The sequence below is a fragment of the Pseudomonas sp. SWRI154 genome (assembly GCF_014268645.1).
GTDB lineage: Bacteria > Pseudomonadota > Gammaproteobacteria > Pseudomonadales > Pseudomonadaceae > Aquipseudomonas > Aquipseudomonas marvdashtae.
In genome coordinates, this window is record NZ_JABWQW010000013.1 from 83,202 (window position 1) to 97,164 (window position 13,963).

General features: G+C 62.7%; 13 protein-coding genes. 4 read left to right on the forward strand and 9 right to left on the reverse strand.

Annotated features, from left to right (window positions below; genetic code table 11):
- Window positions 1-75: 75 nt before the first annotated feature.
- Genes HU806_RS13975 through HU806_RS13990 form a run of 4 tightly spaced genes read right to left on the reverse strand, consistent with a single transcriptional unit; the run spans window position 76 to window position 3,226 of the window.
- Window positions 76-426: a RidA family protein gene (locus tag HU806_RS13975; RefSeq protein WP_186611940.1), complete on the reverse strand. Its 351-nt coding sequence runs from the start codon at window positions 424-426 to the stop codon at window positions 76-78.
- On the reverse strand, window positions 423-1,793 hold the full coding sequence (locus HU806_RS13980; protein WP_186611941.1) for an FAD/NAD(P)-dependent oxidoreductase: 1,371 nt from the start codon (window positions 1,791-1,793) through the stop codon (window positions 423-425). The genes HU806_RS13975 and HU806_RS13980 overlap by 4 nt, the downstream gene beginning before the upstream one ends.
- Entirely contained in the window at window positions 1,786-2,112 is a 327-nt protein-coding gene (locus HU806_RS13985; protein ID WP_186611942.1) for a (2Fe-2S)-binding protein, read from the reverse strand. The genes HU806_RS13980 and HU806_RS13985 overlap by 8 nt, the downstream gene beginning before the upstream one ends.
- A complete protein-coding gene (locus HU806_RS13990; protein ID WP_186611943.1) occupies window positions 2,102-3,226 on the reverse strand; it encodes an NAD(P)/FAD-dependent oxidoreductase in 1,125 nt (374 codons plus the stop codon). Before HU806_RS13990 ends, HU806_RS13985 begins: the two co-directional genes overlap by 11 nt.
- Before the next feature lie 158 nt (window positions 3,227-3,384).
- Between HU806_RS13990 and HU806_RS13995 the strand changes: the two genes are divergently transcribed.
- From HU806_RS13995 to HU806_RS14005, 3 genes are all read left to right on the forward strand, one after another.
- The gene (locus HU806_RS13995) at window positions 3,385-4,290 is read left to right on the forward strand and encodes a LysR substrate-binding domain-containing protein (RefSeq protein WP_186611944.1); all 906 of its coding nucleotides are present in this window, start codon (window positions 3,385-3,387) and stop codon (window positions 4,288-4,290) included.
- Between the two features lie 126 nt (window positions 4,291-4,416).
- Window positions 4,417-5,502: a Rieske 2Fe-2S domain-containing protein gene (locus tag HU806_RS14000; RefSeq protein WP_186611945.1), complete on the forward strand. Its 1,086-nt coding sequence runs from the start codon at window positions 4,417-4,419 to the stop codon at window positions 5,500-5,502.
- Window positions 5,499-6,449: a PDR/VanB family oxidoreductase gene (locus tag HU806_RS14005; RefSeq protein WP_186611946.1), complete on the forward strand. Its 951-nt coding sequence runs from the start codon at window positions 5,499-5,501 to the stop codon at window positions 6,447-6,449. The genes HU806_RS14000 and HU806_RS14005 overlap by 4 nt, the downstream gene beginning before the upstream one ends.
- A 17-nt stretch (window positions 6,450-6,466) precedes the next feature.
- Here HU806_RS14005 and HU806_RS14010 read toward each other — a convergent pair whose 3' ends face one another.
- The 4 genes from HU806_RS14010 to HU806_RS14025 all read right to left on the reverse strand — a co-directional run bounded on the left by HU806_RS14010 (window position 6,467) and on the right by HU806_RS14025 (window position 11,692).
- A complete protein-coding gene (locus tag HU806_RS14010; RefSeq protein ID WP_186611947.1) occupies window positions 6,467-7,180 on the reverse strand; it encodes a GntR family transcriptional regulator in 714 nt (237 codons plus the stop codon).
- Window positions 7,181-7,267: 87 nt separating this feature from the next.
- Entirely contained in the window at window positions 7,268-9,145 is a 1,878-nt protein-coding gene (locus HU806_RS14015) for an AMP-binding protein (RefSeq protein WP_186611948.1), read from the reverse strand.
- 147 nt (window positions 9,146-9,292) lie between these two features.
- On the reverse strand, window positions 9,293-10,741 hold the full coding sequence (locus tag HU806_RS14020) for an aldehyde dehydrogenase (RefSeq protein ID WP_186611949.1): 1,449 nt from the start codon (window positions 10,739-10,741) through the stop codon (window positions 9,293-9,295).
- A gap of 120 nt (window positions 10,742-10,861) precedes the next feature.
- The gene (locus HU806_RS14025; RefSeq protein WP_010567568.1) at window positions 10,862-11,692 is read right to left on the reverse strand and encodes a p-hydroxycinnamoyl CoA hydratase/lyase; all 831 of its coding nucleotides are present in this window, start codon (window positions 11,690-11,692) and stop codon (window positions 10,862-10,864) included.
- A gap of 213 nt (window positions 11,693-11,905) precedes the next feature.
- Between HU806_RS14025 and HU806_RS14030 the strand changes: the two genes are divergently transcribed.
- A complete protein-coding gene (locus tag HU806_RS14030; protein WP_186611950.1) occupies window positions 11,906-12,394 on the forward strand; it encodes a MarR family winged helix-turn-helix transcriptional regulator in 489 nt (162 codons plus the stop codon).
- A gap of 177 nt (window positions 12,395-12,571) precedes the next feature.
- Here HU806_RS14030 and HU806_RS14035 read toward each other — a convergent pair whose 3' ends face one another.
- Entirely contained in the window at window positions 12,572-13,879 is a 1,308-nt protein-coding gene (locus tag HU806_RS14035; protein WP_186611951.1) for an OprD family porin, read from the reverse strand.
- Window positions 13,880-13,963 lie beyond the last annotated feature (84 nt).

Genomic DNA, 13,963 nt, shown 5'->3' on the forward strand with positions numbered 1-13,963 from the left:
AAACGTGAACAAAGCGCGGGCGACAACTCTGGCGATCGTCTTGCCCGGTAACGGCACAGCAGCGGTCCGGCGGCTCTAAACCGCCGCGGTCACAATCAGTTCCAGCAGGATTTGCGGGTCGTCGAAGGCCACCTGCGCGGTGGCACGCGCCGGGGTGTGTTCGGCGTCGATCCAGTCGCTCCACAACGCATTCATCGCCGCGAAATCCCGGCCCATGTCTTTCATCCAGATCTGCACGCTGAGCAGGCGACTTTTGTCGCTGCCCGACGCGGCGAGCAATTCATCGACCCGTTGCAGCACTTGGCGGGTCTGGCCCTGGATGTCCTGGCTGCAATCGGCCGCGACGATACCGCTGAGCCACGCCACGCCGTTGTGCACGACGCTGCGGCTCAGGCGCGGATTGCTTTCGATACGTTGGATGGTCATGAGGGTTCCTCGACTGAGTGATGTTCACCGGCCAGTTGGGCCAGCGTGATAGGTTTAAGCGGAGGGCGAATGCGGTAATAGCCCACCTCGGCGGGCGGCACGCGGCGATGGGCAGCGATGATCTGGGTGACGGCCAAGCCGCATTGACGGCCCTGGCACGGGCCCATGCCGCAACGGCCGAAAGCCTTGGTCTGGTTGGGGCCCAAACAGCCGAGGTCGACATAGCGGCGGATATCGCCGGCTTTGACTTCTTCGCAGCGACAGACCATGACGTCATCGGGAATGCAGCCCTGCGTCGGGGGGCGATACAGTGCATCGATCAGCGGGCGCGCGGCGCGGGCGCGGCGCAAGGCTTTGTGAAGAGCATTCATCCGGCTGGCCTGGCCGGCAATCGCCATGGCCGCCAGCCGGCCTTCCAATCGAGCCACCTGAGCACCGCCAATGGCACCGCTGTCCCCGGCGATGAAAATGCCCGGCGTACTGGTTTCGCCGACCTCATCGCGGCGCGCAATCCAGCACAGTTGCGAGTCGCTCCAGTCATGTTCAAGGCGCAGCGACCAGCTGATTTGCGTATGAGGCACCACGCCTTGATGCAACAGGATCAACTCGGCAGGCACCCGGTGAGAGTGCCCGCCCGCGTCGAAAGCCAAGGCGCTGGCGCGGTCTTCGCCCTCGACCCGCAGGTTGCTGGCTCGGCGAAAATGACAGATACCGGCACGCTGCAGTTCAGCCAGCAATGCGGCGCCCTTGAGCAAATCGCGCCAGCCGCGCAACGCTCCGGGAATCAAACGCCAGGCCCGCAGGAAGTCACGATGACTGCTGGTATCGACCAGCGCATCGATTGCGATGCCGGCGCGCAGGTACTGCACCGCCAGCAGATACAACAGCGGACCACAACCTGCCAGGACCACCGGACCCGCCGGCACCATCGCCGCGCTTTTGAGCAGGATCTGCCCGGCGCCGGCGGTCATGACACCGGGCAGGGTCCAGCCGGGAATCGGCATCGGACGTTCAAAGGCGCCGGTAGCGATCAGCAAATATCGCCCTTGTATGAGCCGCGCACGGCCTTCGATCAGGTAATGCACCTCACGTTGCGGCGTGACTTGCCAGATCGCAGCGTTGGGCAGGTAACGGGCGCCGCATTGCAGGAAATCTGCCGCCAGCGTCGCGCCAGCACTGTAGTCATTGCCCAGCACAGCGCGGCTGCGGGCGTCGGCCTGAAGCACCTGGCGATAAATCTGCCCGCCAGGACTGGCCTGTTCATCCAGCACCACTACCGACAATCCCTGGGCCCTGGCTTCGATGGCTGCGCTCATGCCGGCTGGTCCGGCACCGATGATGACCAGATCGATCTCGAGCTTATTCATCGGCCCCCTCCTCCTGCGCCAAGTTGACGGCACCCCGTTGACGGCACACACGCATGCCGGCGCGCACCGGCACCAGGCAAGACTGGACGTTGGCCTGGCCATCCACTTGCACCAGGCATTCGAAGCACACGCCCATCAGGCAATACGGCGCCGCCGGCCTGCCGCTGACGGCGCTTTCACGGGTGTGCCGGATGCCACCGGCAAGCAGCGCCGCCGCCAGGGATACATCGCCTGGCACATTCATTGACTGGCCTTCAAACTCGATCAGCACGCTGTGTTGCGCGGCTGCCAAAGGCCGGAACAGGCTGTCAGCCGACATGACGCACCTCCATTGGCGAACTGAAGCGGTGCAGGCCAAACGGCTGTACGGCCGGATCATCGAATTCACCGGCAATCCACGGGGCCAGGCGCAAGGCATGGGCCGCCGCCAAGGTCACGCCGCTGTGGCAACTGACGACCGACAGGCCTGGGCAGCTCAAGGACGTTTCGTAGATTGGAAACCCATCGGCGCTCATCACCCGCAAGGCGCCCCAGGCCCGCACCAGCCGAACATCGCCCAACCGGGGAAAACACTGCACGGCGCGGCGGGCGATAGCGGCCATGACCTGGCTGCCGGTGCCGTCGTCGAAACCGGCGGATTCATGGGAGTCGCCCAACTGCACCGTGCCTTCGTCGGTCTGGCGCACGTAAGTGGTGGGGTAATGCAAAAAGGGCTTGAGCCGCTCGGTCACCAGGATTTGCCCACGGTTCGGCTGCACGGGCACGTCCAGGCCGACCATGGCACCGAGCGCGCGGTTGCCGAGGCCGGCGGCAAGAATGACCTGCCGGCCAAGCCAGCGCTGGTCCGCGGCGCGCACCTGGAAACCCTCGGCGCGAGGTTCGATCGCGTCGACGTGATAACCGTTGATCAAACTGACACCACGCGCCCGACACGCCGCGTAGAGAGACCGCAACAACTTGAGCGGATTGACGTGACCGTCCATGGGCGAAAAACATCCACCCACCACTTCTGGACCGACGCCCGGCAGACGACTGCGCAGTTGCGCCGCGTCCAGCAGATCGTAGGGGTAATCACCGTCCAGGGCTTCGCGCAGCCAGGCTAGGCGCGCAGCTTCCTCGGCCATCTCCGCCTCGCTCAGGCACAGCTGGAAACCGCCCGGCTGGCGCAGATGAATATCGATGCCCGTATCGGCCTGCAACGCTGTGGCGAACCGCGGCCAGAGCGTCACCGACTCGCGCGTCCATGTTGCATACGGACTCATGCGGTAGCCCTTGCCTTGGACCCAGAGCAAGCCGAAGTTGCCCCGGGCGGCGCGAATTGCGTCGTCGCCCTCGTCGAGCACGCTCACTTGGCGTCCTAGCAAGGCCAGGCCATAAGCGATGGACATGCCCACCAGGCCACCGCCGACAATGATCACATCAGCTTTTTGCATGAGCACTCTTTTATCGTTTCGCCAGCAGGATTGTTCGCCAAGCGGCTGCAATGCAGCACGTTTTAGGTAATGCCGTCGATCCTAGGACGATGACTTGCGCTTGAGAAATGCTTTATTTTGGTAGGCTCATGTCTTTTTGTTATGGGATTGAAAGCGCTATGAACCTTCGTCAACTGGAAGCCTTCCGCGCCGTGATCCTTGGCCAGACGGTGACCCGTGCCGCTGAAATGCTGCACATCTCCCAGCCCGCCGCGACCCGGCTGATCGCCAGCCTGGAGGAAGACATCGGCTTTCGCTTGTTCGACCGCATCAAGGGCCGATTGCAGCCCACCGCCGAGGCCATGACGCTGTATCAGGAGGTGCAACGTTCGCTGCTGGGCGTGGAACGTATCGCGCGCACCGCCCAGGACATTCGCAACCTCAAGCGGGGTTCGCTGCACATCGCTTGCGCGCCGGCCATGGGCTTGTCGTTCCTGCCGAGGGCGATCGCCGCGTTCATGGCCGAGCATGACCAGGTGCAAATTTCACTGGTCGTGCAGTCCTCGCGAGAAGTCGTGGATCTGGTGGTGGGCCAGCGCTGCGACCTGGGCCTGATCGTCTTGCCGAACACCTACCCAAGCCCCCGCGCCGAAAAGCTGCTGGCGACACGCATGCTCTGTGCCTTGCCCGCCGGCCATCGCTTGCAGGACCGCCAGACGATCAGACCGGAAGACCTGCAAGGCGAGCGGTTCATTTCCTACCCGCAATCCATCGGCTCGCGCCAGCACATCGACGCAATCTTCGCCGCCCATGGCGTGGAGCGTGAGCTGCGCCTGGAAACCCAGCTGTCCCTGCCGATGTGCATGTTCGTTGAACAGGGCTTGGGCGTGGCCCTGGTGGACGCCATCAGCGCCGTTGAATACCAAGGCAACGGCATCGTCTTCCGCGCCTTCGAACCGGCGATTGAGATGGACTTCAGCATGCTGCTGCCGATCCACGGACCGCTGTCGAAACTGCAAGCGAGCTTTCTTGAGCACACCCAGCGATTCATCGAGGCGCAGGTACCGAAGCAGTACCGGTTCTAGGACGCCAATGGATCCATTGATGTGTGCTGCCCGTCTACTTTTCCCTTCAATACGTTGACAATCAAATTAGTTAAGAGAGTTAATGGATCCACAGATAAAAATAAAACCAGCCTGGAGATCCCACTCATGTACCCAAAAAACACCTGGTACGTTGCCTGCACCCCCGATGAAATCGCCGAAAAGCCGCTGGGTCGGCAGATCTGTGGCGAGAAAATCGTCTTCTACCGCGGACATGAAGGGAAAGTCGCCGCCGTCGAGGATTTTTGCCCTCACCGTGGCGCCCCGCTCTCGCTGGGTTATGTCGAAAACGGCAATCTAGTCTGCGGCTACCATGGCCTGGTCATGGGGTGCGATGGCAAGACCGTCGAAATGCCTGGCCAGCGGGTACGTGGATTTCCCTGCAACAAGACCTTTGCCGTTGAGCAACGCCATGGGTTTATCTGGGTCTGGCCCGGTGAACAGGCGCTGGCGGACCCGTCGCTGATTCCTTATCTGGAATGGGCGCAGAGCGCTGAGTGGGCGTACGGCGGCGGCCTGTTCCATATCCACTGCGATTATCGCCTGATGATCGACAACCTGATGGACCTGACTCACGAGACCTACGTCCACGCCTCGAGCATCGGCCAGAAGGAAATCGACGAGGCACCGCCCGTGACCACCGTCGAAGGTGATGAAGTGGTCACCGCCCGCCACATGGAAAACATCATGGCCCCGCCGTTCTGGCGCATGGCGCTGCGTGGCAACAACCTGGCCGACGATGTGCCGGTGGACCGCTGGCAGATCTGTCGCTTCACCCCGCCCAGCCATGTACTGATCGAAGTCGGCGTGGCCCACGCGGGCCATGGCGGTTATCACGCCGCGCCACAGTTCAAGGCATCGAGCATTGTGGTGGACTTCATCACGCCGGAAACCGAGACCTCCATCTGGTATTTCTGGGGCATGGCCCGGCACTTCCAGCCCCAGGACGAAGCATTGACCGCGAGCATTCGCGAAGGCCAGGGCAAGATTTTCAGCGAAGACCTGGAGATGCTCGAGCGCCAGCAACGCAACCTGCTGGACCATCCGCAACGCAACTTGCTCAAGCTCAACATCGACGCCGGCGGCGTGCAATCGCGTCGGGTCCTGGAACGCTGGATCGCCAGGGAGCGTGAGCAGCAGGCGGCGTTGATCGCCACCACCCAGCAGCCGCAACACGCGGAGCAGCGGCCATGATCGAAGTCCAAGTCGCCGCACGGCGCGATGAAGCCCTCGACATTTGCAGCTACGAGCTGACGAGTATCGATGGTCAGCCACTTCCGCCTTTCGCTGCCGGCGCCCATATCGATGTGCATTTGCCCGACGGGCTGATTCGCCAATATTCGCTGTGCAACCACCCGGAGGAACGGCATCGCTACCTCATCGGCGTGCTCAAGGATCCCTCGTCACGTGGAGGCTCACGCAGTTTGCATGAACAGATCCAGCCGGGCACCCGATTGCTGATCAGCGAACCGCGCAACCTGTTCGCCCTGGCCCCGCAGGCCCGACGCAGCCTGCTGTTTGCTGGAGGCATCGGCATCACGCCGATCCTGTGCATGGCCGAGCACCTGGCCCAAAGCGGCGCTGCGTTCGCGTTGCATTACTGCGCGCGGTCCAGGGAGCGCGCGGCTTTTGTCGAGCGCTTGCAGCAGTCGCCTTATGCCGACCGGGTGTTCCTGCACTTCGACGAACAGCCCGCCACGGCATTGGATGCCGCGCGAGTATTGGCTTCCCCCTGCGACGATCTGCACCTCTACGTATGTGGCCCCGGTGGTTTCATGCAGCACGTCCTCGACACCGCCAAGGCCCAAGGCTGGCAAGAGCCCAACCTGCACCGGGAATACTTCGCCGCCGCGCCGACGGACACCACGGCCGATGGCAGCTTCTCGGTGAAACTGGCTCGCAGCGGCCTCGTGTTCGAGGTGCCGGCGGACCGCAGCGTGGTGCAGGTATTGGAAAGCCATGGCGTCGAGGTGCCGATCTCATGCGAGCAAGGCGTCTGCGGCACCTGCCTGACCCGCGTGCTGGAAGGCGTGCCGGAACACCGTGACATGTTCCTGACCGAGGCCGAGCAAGCGCTCAATGATCAATTCACGCCGTGCTGTTCGAGGTCGCGGACGCCGTTGTTGGTGCTGGATCTCTAGGCACCACAATGGACAGATCATTCAGATCGAAGAATCACCTTCATCCGCTCATCCGCCAACGCCGAGCCGAATACCTCGGCGTAACGCAAAGTCGCGTTGGCATGCTCGCGCATGATCGCTTCGGCGCGGGCACCCTGGCGGCTGACGAGCGCGTCGAACACCGAGTGATGCTGCATGTGGGCGTAATTGAAGCGGCGAAACTCGCCGGCCATGTTCTGGCGATCCACCGCCAGGGCGGTCACTGAGGCGAATGGCAGGTGGTCGTTGCGCGCCAGGGCATCGGCGATGGCCGGGTTGTGGCTGCCTGCGACGATTACTTGATGAAAACGCATGTTGAGATCGTGGTAGACCTCCAGGTCTTCTTCGGTCACGTAGCCTTTTGCGAACAGTTCGTCGCCCTGTACCAGGCACCGCTCAAGCGTGCGACGGGCCTCGTCGGACAGTCCGCGCTCGGCCGCTTGTCGGGCGGCGAGCCCTTCGAGCACGCCACGCACTTCCACCGCCCCGGCGATTTCCTCGGCACTGACCGAACGGACCTGGAAACCGCGCCCGCCAAAACGCACCAGCAGCCCTTCCTGCTCCAGGGTGCGAAACGCCATGCGCACCGGCATCCGTGAGACGCCGAACAATTGCGCGGTGGGAATTTCCATCAGCCGCTCGCCCGCCGCCAGCTCGCCGGAGGCGATCATGCGACGCAATGCGACCAGGACCGTTTGGCCGGGCTTGCTCATCCAGGTGATTCCAGAGAAGAGAAAGCCGCCATAGTAATTGCAATCAATTGTGGGAGCGAGCGCACTCGCGCCCACAAGGCGGCAGTGTCAGCCGACCGGTCCGGCGCGCAGGATCGTCGGATCCTCGCCACGGTACAGCGCCTCGACCTTCGCCGCGCGCCATTGCAGCACCGCCCGCTGATTGATCGAGCCCTTGTCGGTGATTTCCCCTCGGTCGATGGACGCGGGTTCATCCAGCAGCGCGATCCATTCGACGCGACTGGCGTTGCCGTTGGCTTCGCGATTCAGGCGGCGCAGCCAATCGGCGAACCATTGGCGCACCGGCGCGCTGGCGAGGACCTCGGCATCACTGGCCTTCGGCCCCAGGCCCGACAGGCGCCGGCATTCGTGCAGGCGTGGCAGTACCAATGCGCCCAGGCACGGACGATCCGGTGCCGTCACCACCAGGTCTTGCACATAAGGCGTGCCTTCCAGCACCGCCCTGTTGCGCAGCGGCCCGACACTGACGAACACCCCGGAGGAGAGTTTGAAGTCCTCGGCAATCCGCCCATCGAACATCAGCCCCAGCTGTGGATTGGTGGGGTCGGCGAGCTTGATGGCGTCACCCGAGCAATAGAAGCCGTCCTGATCGAACACCTCGGCGGTCTGCTCGGGCGATCGCCAGTAGCCGGGCATGATGTGCGGCCCGCGAAAGCGTCCTTCGAACTTGCCGTCCACCGGCACCAACCGCACTTCGCAGCCCGGCGCCGGCAAGCCGATGTAGCCGGCCATCGACAGTGGTCCGGTGGTGAAGGTGCAGGACGGCGATGCTTCGGTCATCCCCAGGCCGGCCATCATGCGGATTCGTTCGCCGCAATGCTGTTCGGCCACTTTGTCGAGTCGATCCCAGGTGCTTTGCGAAAGGCCCGCCGCAGCGAAGAAAAACAGGCTGATGCGTTTGAAGAAGCGCTCGCGCAACTCGGCATCCTGTTCCAAGGCGCTGACCAACTCTTCCCAGCCCTTGGGCACGGTCAGGTAGGCGGTCGGGGAAACTTCCTTGAGGTTGCGCAAGGTTTCAGCGAAGCCCTGGACGGTGGGCTTGCCATCGTCGAGATAGAACGTGCCACCGTTGTACAACACGATCCCGACGTTATGGCTGCCGCCGAACGTGTGATTCCACGGTAGCCAGTCCACCAGCACCGGTGGTTCTTCGCCGAACACCGGGAAGGTCTGCAAGAGCATCTGCTGGTTGGCGCAAAGCATGCGCTGAGTGGTGATTACCGCTTTGGGCAGTTTGGTGGAACCCGACGTGAACAGGAACTTGGCGATACTGTCCGGGCCGGTGGCGACGAAGGCACGCTCGGCTTCGATGCCGCCCGGCTCTGCCAGCAGGCTGGCGAAGCTTGTCCGCCCGCGCCCCGCCATCTCGCCGCGTACGGTGATCAATGGGATCTCCGCCGGCAACACGGCGTTGACCGCTCGCTCAAACGGCGCCGCGTCGCTGACGAACACCAGCCCCGGTTGCAGCACGTTGCAGACATGCCGCAGCTTGGCGAAATCCTGGGACAACAGCGAGTAGGCTGGCGACACCGGGCAGTAAGGAATGCCGGCGTACATGGCTCCAAACGCCATCTGCAGGTGCTCGATGTCGTTGCCCGACAGCAACGCCAAGGGTTTTTCCGCCGACAACCCATACGCCAGCAGGCCTTGGGCGATGGCTCGCACGCTGTCGAGCATTTGTGCATAGCTGACGTGACGCCACTCACCCTTGTCTTCGCGGGCGGCAATGAACGTCTGGTGTGGCCGTACCTGCGCCCAGTGCACCAGGCGATCAAGCAAACGTGCAGGCAACGGAGCCAGCGGTTCCAGGGAACGCATGTGCACAATCCCCTGCTCTTCGCGCACTTCAACGGCTGGATGGCCAATCGATACCTGGCGATAACGCACAGGCTCGGGCCGGGAGGATGATTTGAACTCGGAACTCACGGTGCATCTCCTCCATCAAGGCACGCTCGGGTCGCGCAAAACGAGCGGAACGTGGCAGCGTGTGGCTGCGGCCTTGGAATTTTTGTTAGGTCTGGCCTGCGGCGGGCGGCGGCTTTCAGGGCTCAGCCGCGCGTAATGCCGTGGTTTTCAGATCGGATAATGGCGAGGGCCGTTCTGCATCGTCACCCAGCGCAACTGAGTGAAATGCTCGATAGACGCCTTGCCGCCGAAGCTGCCGTAACCGCTGGACTTGACCCCGCCGAAAGGCATTTGCGCCTCGTCGTGCACGGTCGGGCCGTTGATGTGGCAGATACCTGACTCGATCCGCTGGGCCAAGGCCAAGGCGCGACTGGTGTCGCGGCTAAAGATCGCCGCCGACAAACCGAACTCGGAGTCGTTGGCCAGGCGCAGCAGCTCTTCATCACCCTCGCCGCGCAGCAACACCGCCACCGGTCCGAAGGACTCTTCGCGGTACAGGCGCATTTCGGCGGTGACGCCATCGAGCAAGGTCGGTTGCAAAATGCTGCCTTCCAACTGACCGCCCGCCAGCAGCTTCGCGCCTTTCGCCAGGGCATCGTCGATCAGTCCCTTGATGCGCTGCCCCGCGCTGGCGTCCACCAGCGAACCCAGCACCGAGTCGCTCGCCGCAGGGTCGCCGGCGCGCAAGGTGGCGATCTTTGCGGTCAGTCGGCTGATAAAGGCATCGGCCACGCGGGCATCGACGATCAGCCGCTCGGTGGACATGCAAATCTGGCCCTGGTTGAAGTAGGCGCCGAAGGCGGCCGCTTCCACCGCTGCGTCCAGATCGGCGTCGTCCAGCACCAGCAACGGCGCCTTGCCGCCCAGTTCCAGCAGTGCCGGCTTGAGGTGGCGCGCCGACAGCTCGCCAACGATGCGCCCGACATGGGTCGAGCCGGTGAAGTTGACCCGGCGCACCGCCGGGTTGGCGATCAGGCGCTCGACGATGACTGGCGCATCCTCCGGCGCGTTGCAGATGACATTGACCACACCGTCACCCAAACCTGCGTCTTGCAGCACCTGGCCGATCAGCCGATGCACCGCCGGGCTGATTTCCGAGGCCTTGAGCACCACGGTGTTGCCGCAAGCCAAGGGCATGGCGATGGCGCGGGTGGCGAGAATCACCGGGGCGTTCCATGGCGCAATGCCCAGCACCACGCCGCAGGGCTGACGCAAGGCCATGGCGAAACTGCCGGGCACGTCCGAAGGAATGATTTCGCCATTGATCTGGGTGGTCATGGAAGCTGCTTCGCGCAGCATGTTTGCCGCCAGGTGCACGTTGAAACCGTACCAATTGGCCATGGCACCGGTCTCGCCGGCGGCGGCAACGAATTCGCCGCTGCGGGCCTGCAACTGCTCGGCCGCGCGGAGCAAGCGGGTGCGACGTTCGTTGGGCGCCAGCGCCGCCCAAGCGGGAAACGCCGCTTGCGCAGCCGCCACGGCGGCATCGGCGTCTTCCAACGTGGCGGCGGCCACGCGAGACACCACTTCACCGGTCACCGGGTTGCAGCGCTCGAAGGTCCGGCCGTCACGGGCGGGACACGACTGGCCGCCAATCAACAGGGGCACGTCCAGCATGTAGATGACTCCTCGTTATGATTGTTATGAGAGCGGAGTTTTAAGCTGCAAGCTGCAAGCTGCAAGCACAACTCGAACTGCTTCTGCTTGAAGCTTGAAGCTTGAAGCTTGTAGCTGCCGCTATCGCTTATAGGCTTGCAGGCCAGGCTTGATGCTTTTGTCGTCGAGGAACTGTTTCATGCCCTGCTCACGACCACCTTCGGTGTCGAGCAAGCGCGACTGGTCCAGCTTGGCGTAGAGGTAATCCTCGTTTTGCTCCCAGGTCAGTTCGCGGCAGCGCTTGAAGCCATGCTTGGCCGCACGCAGCACCACGGGGTTTTTCTCCAAGAGGTTGCGCGCCAGCTCAATGGTGACTTCACGCAACTGCGCCAACGGCACGCTTTCGTTGACCAGGCCCATTTCGGCGGCTTTCTGCCCGCCAAAAGTCTTGCCGGTCATGATGTAGTACAGCGACTGGCGATGCCCCACGGTGTCGGCCATCGCCTTGCTGACCAGGTTGCCGGGCGGAATGCCCCAGTTGATTTCCGACAGGCCGAACGTCGCCTCGTCGGCGCAGATCGCCAGGTCGCACGCCACCAGTGGACTGAAACCGCCGCCGAAGCACCAACCGTTGACCATCGCGATGGTGGGCTTGGCGTACATGCGCAGGAGTTTCCACTGCCATTGCGAGGCTTCGCGACGGATCTTCTCCTGAAGGATTTCCGGCCCGGCGTCCACTTCGCGGAAATATTCCTTGAGGTCCATGCCGGCGGTCCACGCTTCACCAGCGCCAGTCAACACCAGCACGCCAGCGGCCGGGTCCTGTTCCAGGGTCTCCAGCACATCGATCATCTCGCGGTTGAGGGTCGGGCTCATGGCATTGCGTTTTTCCGGGCGGTTGAGGATGACCCAGGCGATGCCTTCCTCGATCTCGACCTTGACGGTTGTCCAGCGTCCTTCGTAATTGCTCATGGCGCGTGCTCTCTTGTTCTTGGCTGAAGATGAACAAAAACTAACCTTGAATATTAGTTATGTCAATTAACTATTAATCGATTTACCTGTAATTTTGGTCCGATTGAATGAACCCGCGAATCAGAAAAAATCCAGACGCCCGTAGCCACCGCACGGCAACCTCGGCAAACTGGATAGCCTTGTTAATCACTGACCTTGAGGATGCACCTTTCGATGGCCAAGTCTTCCAAGCTTGCCGAACCCGCTGCCGAGCCCCTGGCCGACAGTGCCGACACGCAGGCGCCGATGGACTCCGCGCTGGATGACCTGATTGGTTATGCCCTGCGCCGCGCCCAGTTGAAACTGTTCCAGAACCTGATCGGCCGACTCGCCGTCCACGACCTGCGGCCCGCGCAGTTCTCGGCCCTGGCGATCATCGACCAGAACCCGGGCTTGATGCAGGCGGACCTGGCCAAGGCATTGGCCATCGAGCCGCCGCAAGTGGTGCCGCTGTTGAATAAACTCGAAAGCCGCGCCTTGGCCGTGCGGGTGCGCTGCAAGCCGGACAAGCGCTCCTACGGGATTTTCCTGAGCAAGACCGGCGAAACGCTGCTCAAGGAGCTCAAGCAGATCGCCGCCCAGAGCGACCTCGATTCCACCGCTGCGCTCAACGGTAGCGAGCGGGAAGAGCTGCTGCGGTTGTTGAAGAAGGTTTACCAGTAAAAGAACACCGCTCCCCCTGTGGCGAGGGAGCTTGCTCCCGCTGGGTTGCGCAGCGACCCCAATGCAGTCCACTCGGTCAGCCTGCAGCCCTGCGTTCAATAGCTTGGGACTGCTCCGCAGTCCAGCGGGAGCAAGCTCCCTCGCCACAAAAGCTCGTTCACCGAAGTCTTCCCCAAGTCACCAGATCGGCACGCTGTACGTTACCAGGAAACGGGTCTGGTTCTCGTCGCGAAACGCCGCCGTGCCCGGAAAGTCGTTGCGATAGATCGACTTGCGCGCCAGCAATCCGACATTTTTCAGCGGACCACTTTGGATCACATAGCCCAGTTCCATCTGGAATTCGCGCTCCTTGCGATCCTCGGCATTGAGGGCCGCCAGCTCGATATGATCGCCGCGCACGTAGCGCAACCGGGTTCGCAGGCCAGGCACGCCGACGGCGGCGAAATCGTAGTCGTGAATCGCCTGCCAGGTACGCTCCTTGGCGTTGAGAAAGTCCGAACTCATGGTCATTTCGCTCAAGCCCATCAACTCGGTGCCAGACACGTAAGGCGTTGCCGTGTCGCCGCTGGAGTGCATATAACCCAGGCTGACACGATGCCCGCCGAGGCGATAGCCGACCAGTGCCGAAACGTTGCGGTTATCCACCTTGCCGGCCTTGGCGGCGCCGTCTTCGTCGCTGAAGAAACTGCGCAAATCAGTGGTCAACACGCCATCGCCGAGGGGCAGGTTATGCAGCAACGCGAGGGTGTGCTGTTGGTACAAGTCCGCCACTTCGGCGTGGTAGGCGCGCAGGCTGAGGTCTTTGTTGACCTGGTAATCGCCACCGACATAAGCCATGTGAGACGACGTCGCCGAGCCGTTGAAACGGCGATTGGGCGAGGCGATGGTCATCGGCTGGTAATCGGTGGAATCGCGCCGGGCGATGCGATCGATGTAGCCGGTATTCAGCGTCAAACCGTCAATGTCCTTGGAGCTGAGTGTCGTCCCACGAAACGTCTGGGGCAGCAGCCGCGACGGGCTGGCGAAGGCAAACGGCAGGAAAATCGACACGTCGCCGGTCTTCACCGTGGTTTGGCCGAAACGTAGCTTTCCGGTCAGGCCCAAGCGGGAATATTCATCCGCCGCGCGCTTGTCGCTGCTGGACACGGGCAACAGTTCGGTGCCGCTGCGATCCGGTGACGAGTCGAGCTTGACCCCCAGCAACCCTCTCACGTCCAGGCCAAACCCGACCGTCCCCGGAGTGAACCCCGACTCCACGTTCATGAAGACACCCTGGGCCCATTCCCGCGCAGCAGTCTTCGCGCCGTCGTCCTTGTAGTCGCGATCCATGTAGTAATTGCGCAGCGTCAGCGTGCCGTGGCTATCGTCGATGAAGCCTTCGGCCAGCGCTACGCTGCAGAACAGGCCCAGCCCGGCGCCGGCCAACCACTGAATGAGGGGTGAAACTGAGCCCGCCCCATGGGCGTCCCGAATGAGATCTGGCATGTTCGATGTCCGCTTCTTGTTGTTGTTTTCGATCGAGGCAGCCCCGGATGATGGGGCGGCGCGGACAGAGAATGGAAACGGCAC

Excerpts from the sequence above, each read along its gene's own strand:
- HU806_RS13995 (WP_186611944.1), top strand. The coding sequence starts at position 3,385 with ATGAACCTTCGTCAACTGGAAGCCTTCCGCGCCGTGATCCTTGGCCAG.
- HU806_RS14010 (WP_186611947.1), bottom strand. The coding sequence starts at position 7,180 with ATGAGCAAGCCCGGCCAAACGGTCCTGGTCGCATTGCGTCGCATGATC.
- HU806_RS13985 (WP_186611942.1), bottom strand. The coding sequence starts at position 2,112 with ATGTCGGCTGACAGCCTGTTCCGGCCTTTGGCAGCCGCGCAACACAGC.
- HU806_RS14020 (WP_186611949.1), bottom strand. The coding sequence starts at position 10,741 with ATGCTGGACGTGCCCCTGTTGATTGGCGGCCAGTCGTGTCCCGCCCGT.
- HU806_RS14030 (WP_186611950.1), top strand. The coding sequence starts at position 11,906 with ATGGCCAAGTCTTCCAAGCTTGCCGAACCCGCTGCCGAGCCCCTGGCC.
- HU806_RS14025 (WP_010567568.1), bottom strand. The coding sequence starts at position 11,692 with ATGAGCAATTACGAAGGACGCTGGACAACCGTCAAGGTCGAGATCGAG.
- HU806_RS13980 (WP_186611941.1), bottom strand. The coding sequence starts at position 1,793 with ATGAATAAGCTCGAGATCGATCTGGTCATCATCGGTGCCGGACCAGCC.
- HU806_RS14005 (WP_186611946.1), top strand. The coding sequence starts at position 5,499 with ATGATCGAAGTCCAAGTCGCCGCACGGCGCGATGAAGCCCTCGACATT.
- HU806_RS13990 (WP_186611943.1), bottom strand. The coding sequence starts at position 3,226 with ATGCAAAAAGCTGATGTGATCATTGTCGGCGGTGGCCTGGTGGGCATG.
- HU806_RS13975 (WP_186611940.1), bottom strand. The coding sequence starts at position 426 with ATGACCATCCAACGTATCGAAAGCAATCCGCGCCTGAGCCGCAGCGTC.
- HU806_RS14000 (WP_186611945.1), top strand. The coding sequence starts at position 4,417 with ATGTACCCAAAAAACACCTGGTACGTTGCCTGCACCCCCGATGAAATC.
- HU806_RS14035 (WP_186611951.1), bottom strand. The coding sequence starts at position 13,879 with ATGCCAGATCTCATTCGGGACGCCCATGGGGCGGGCTCAGTTTCACCC.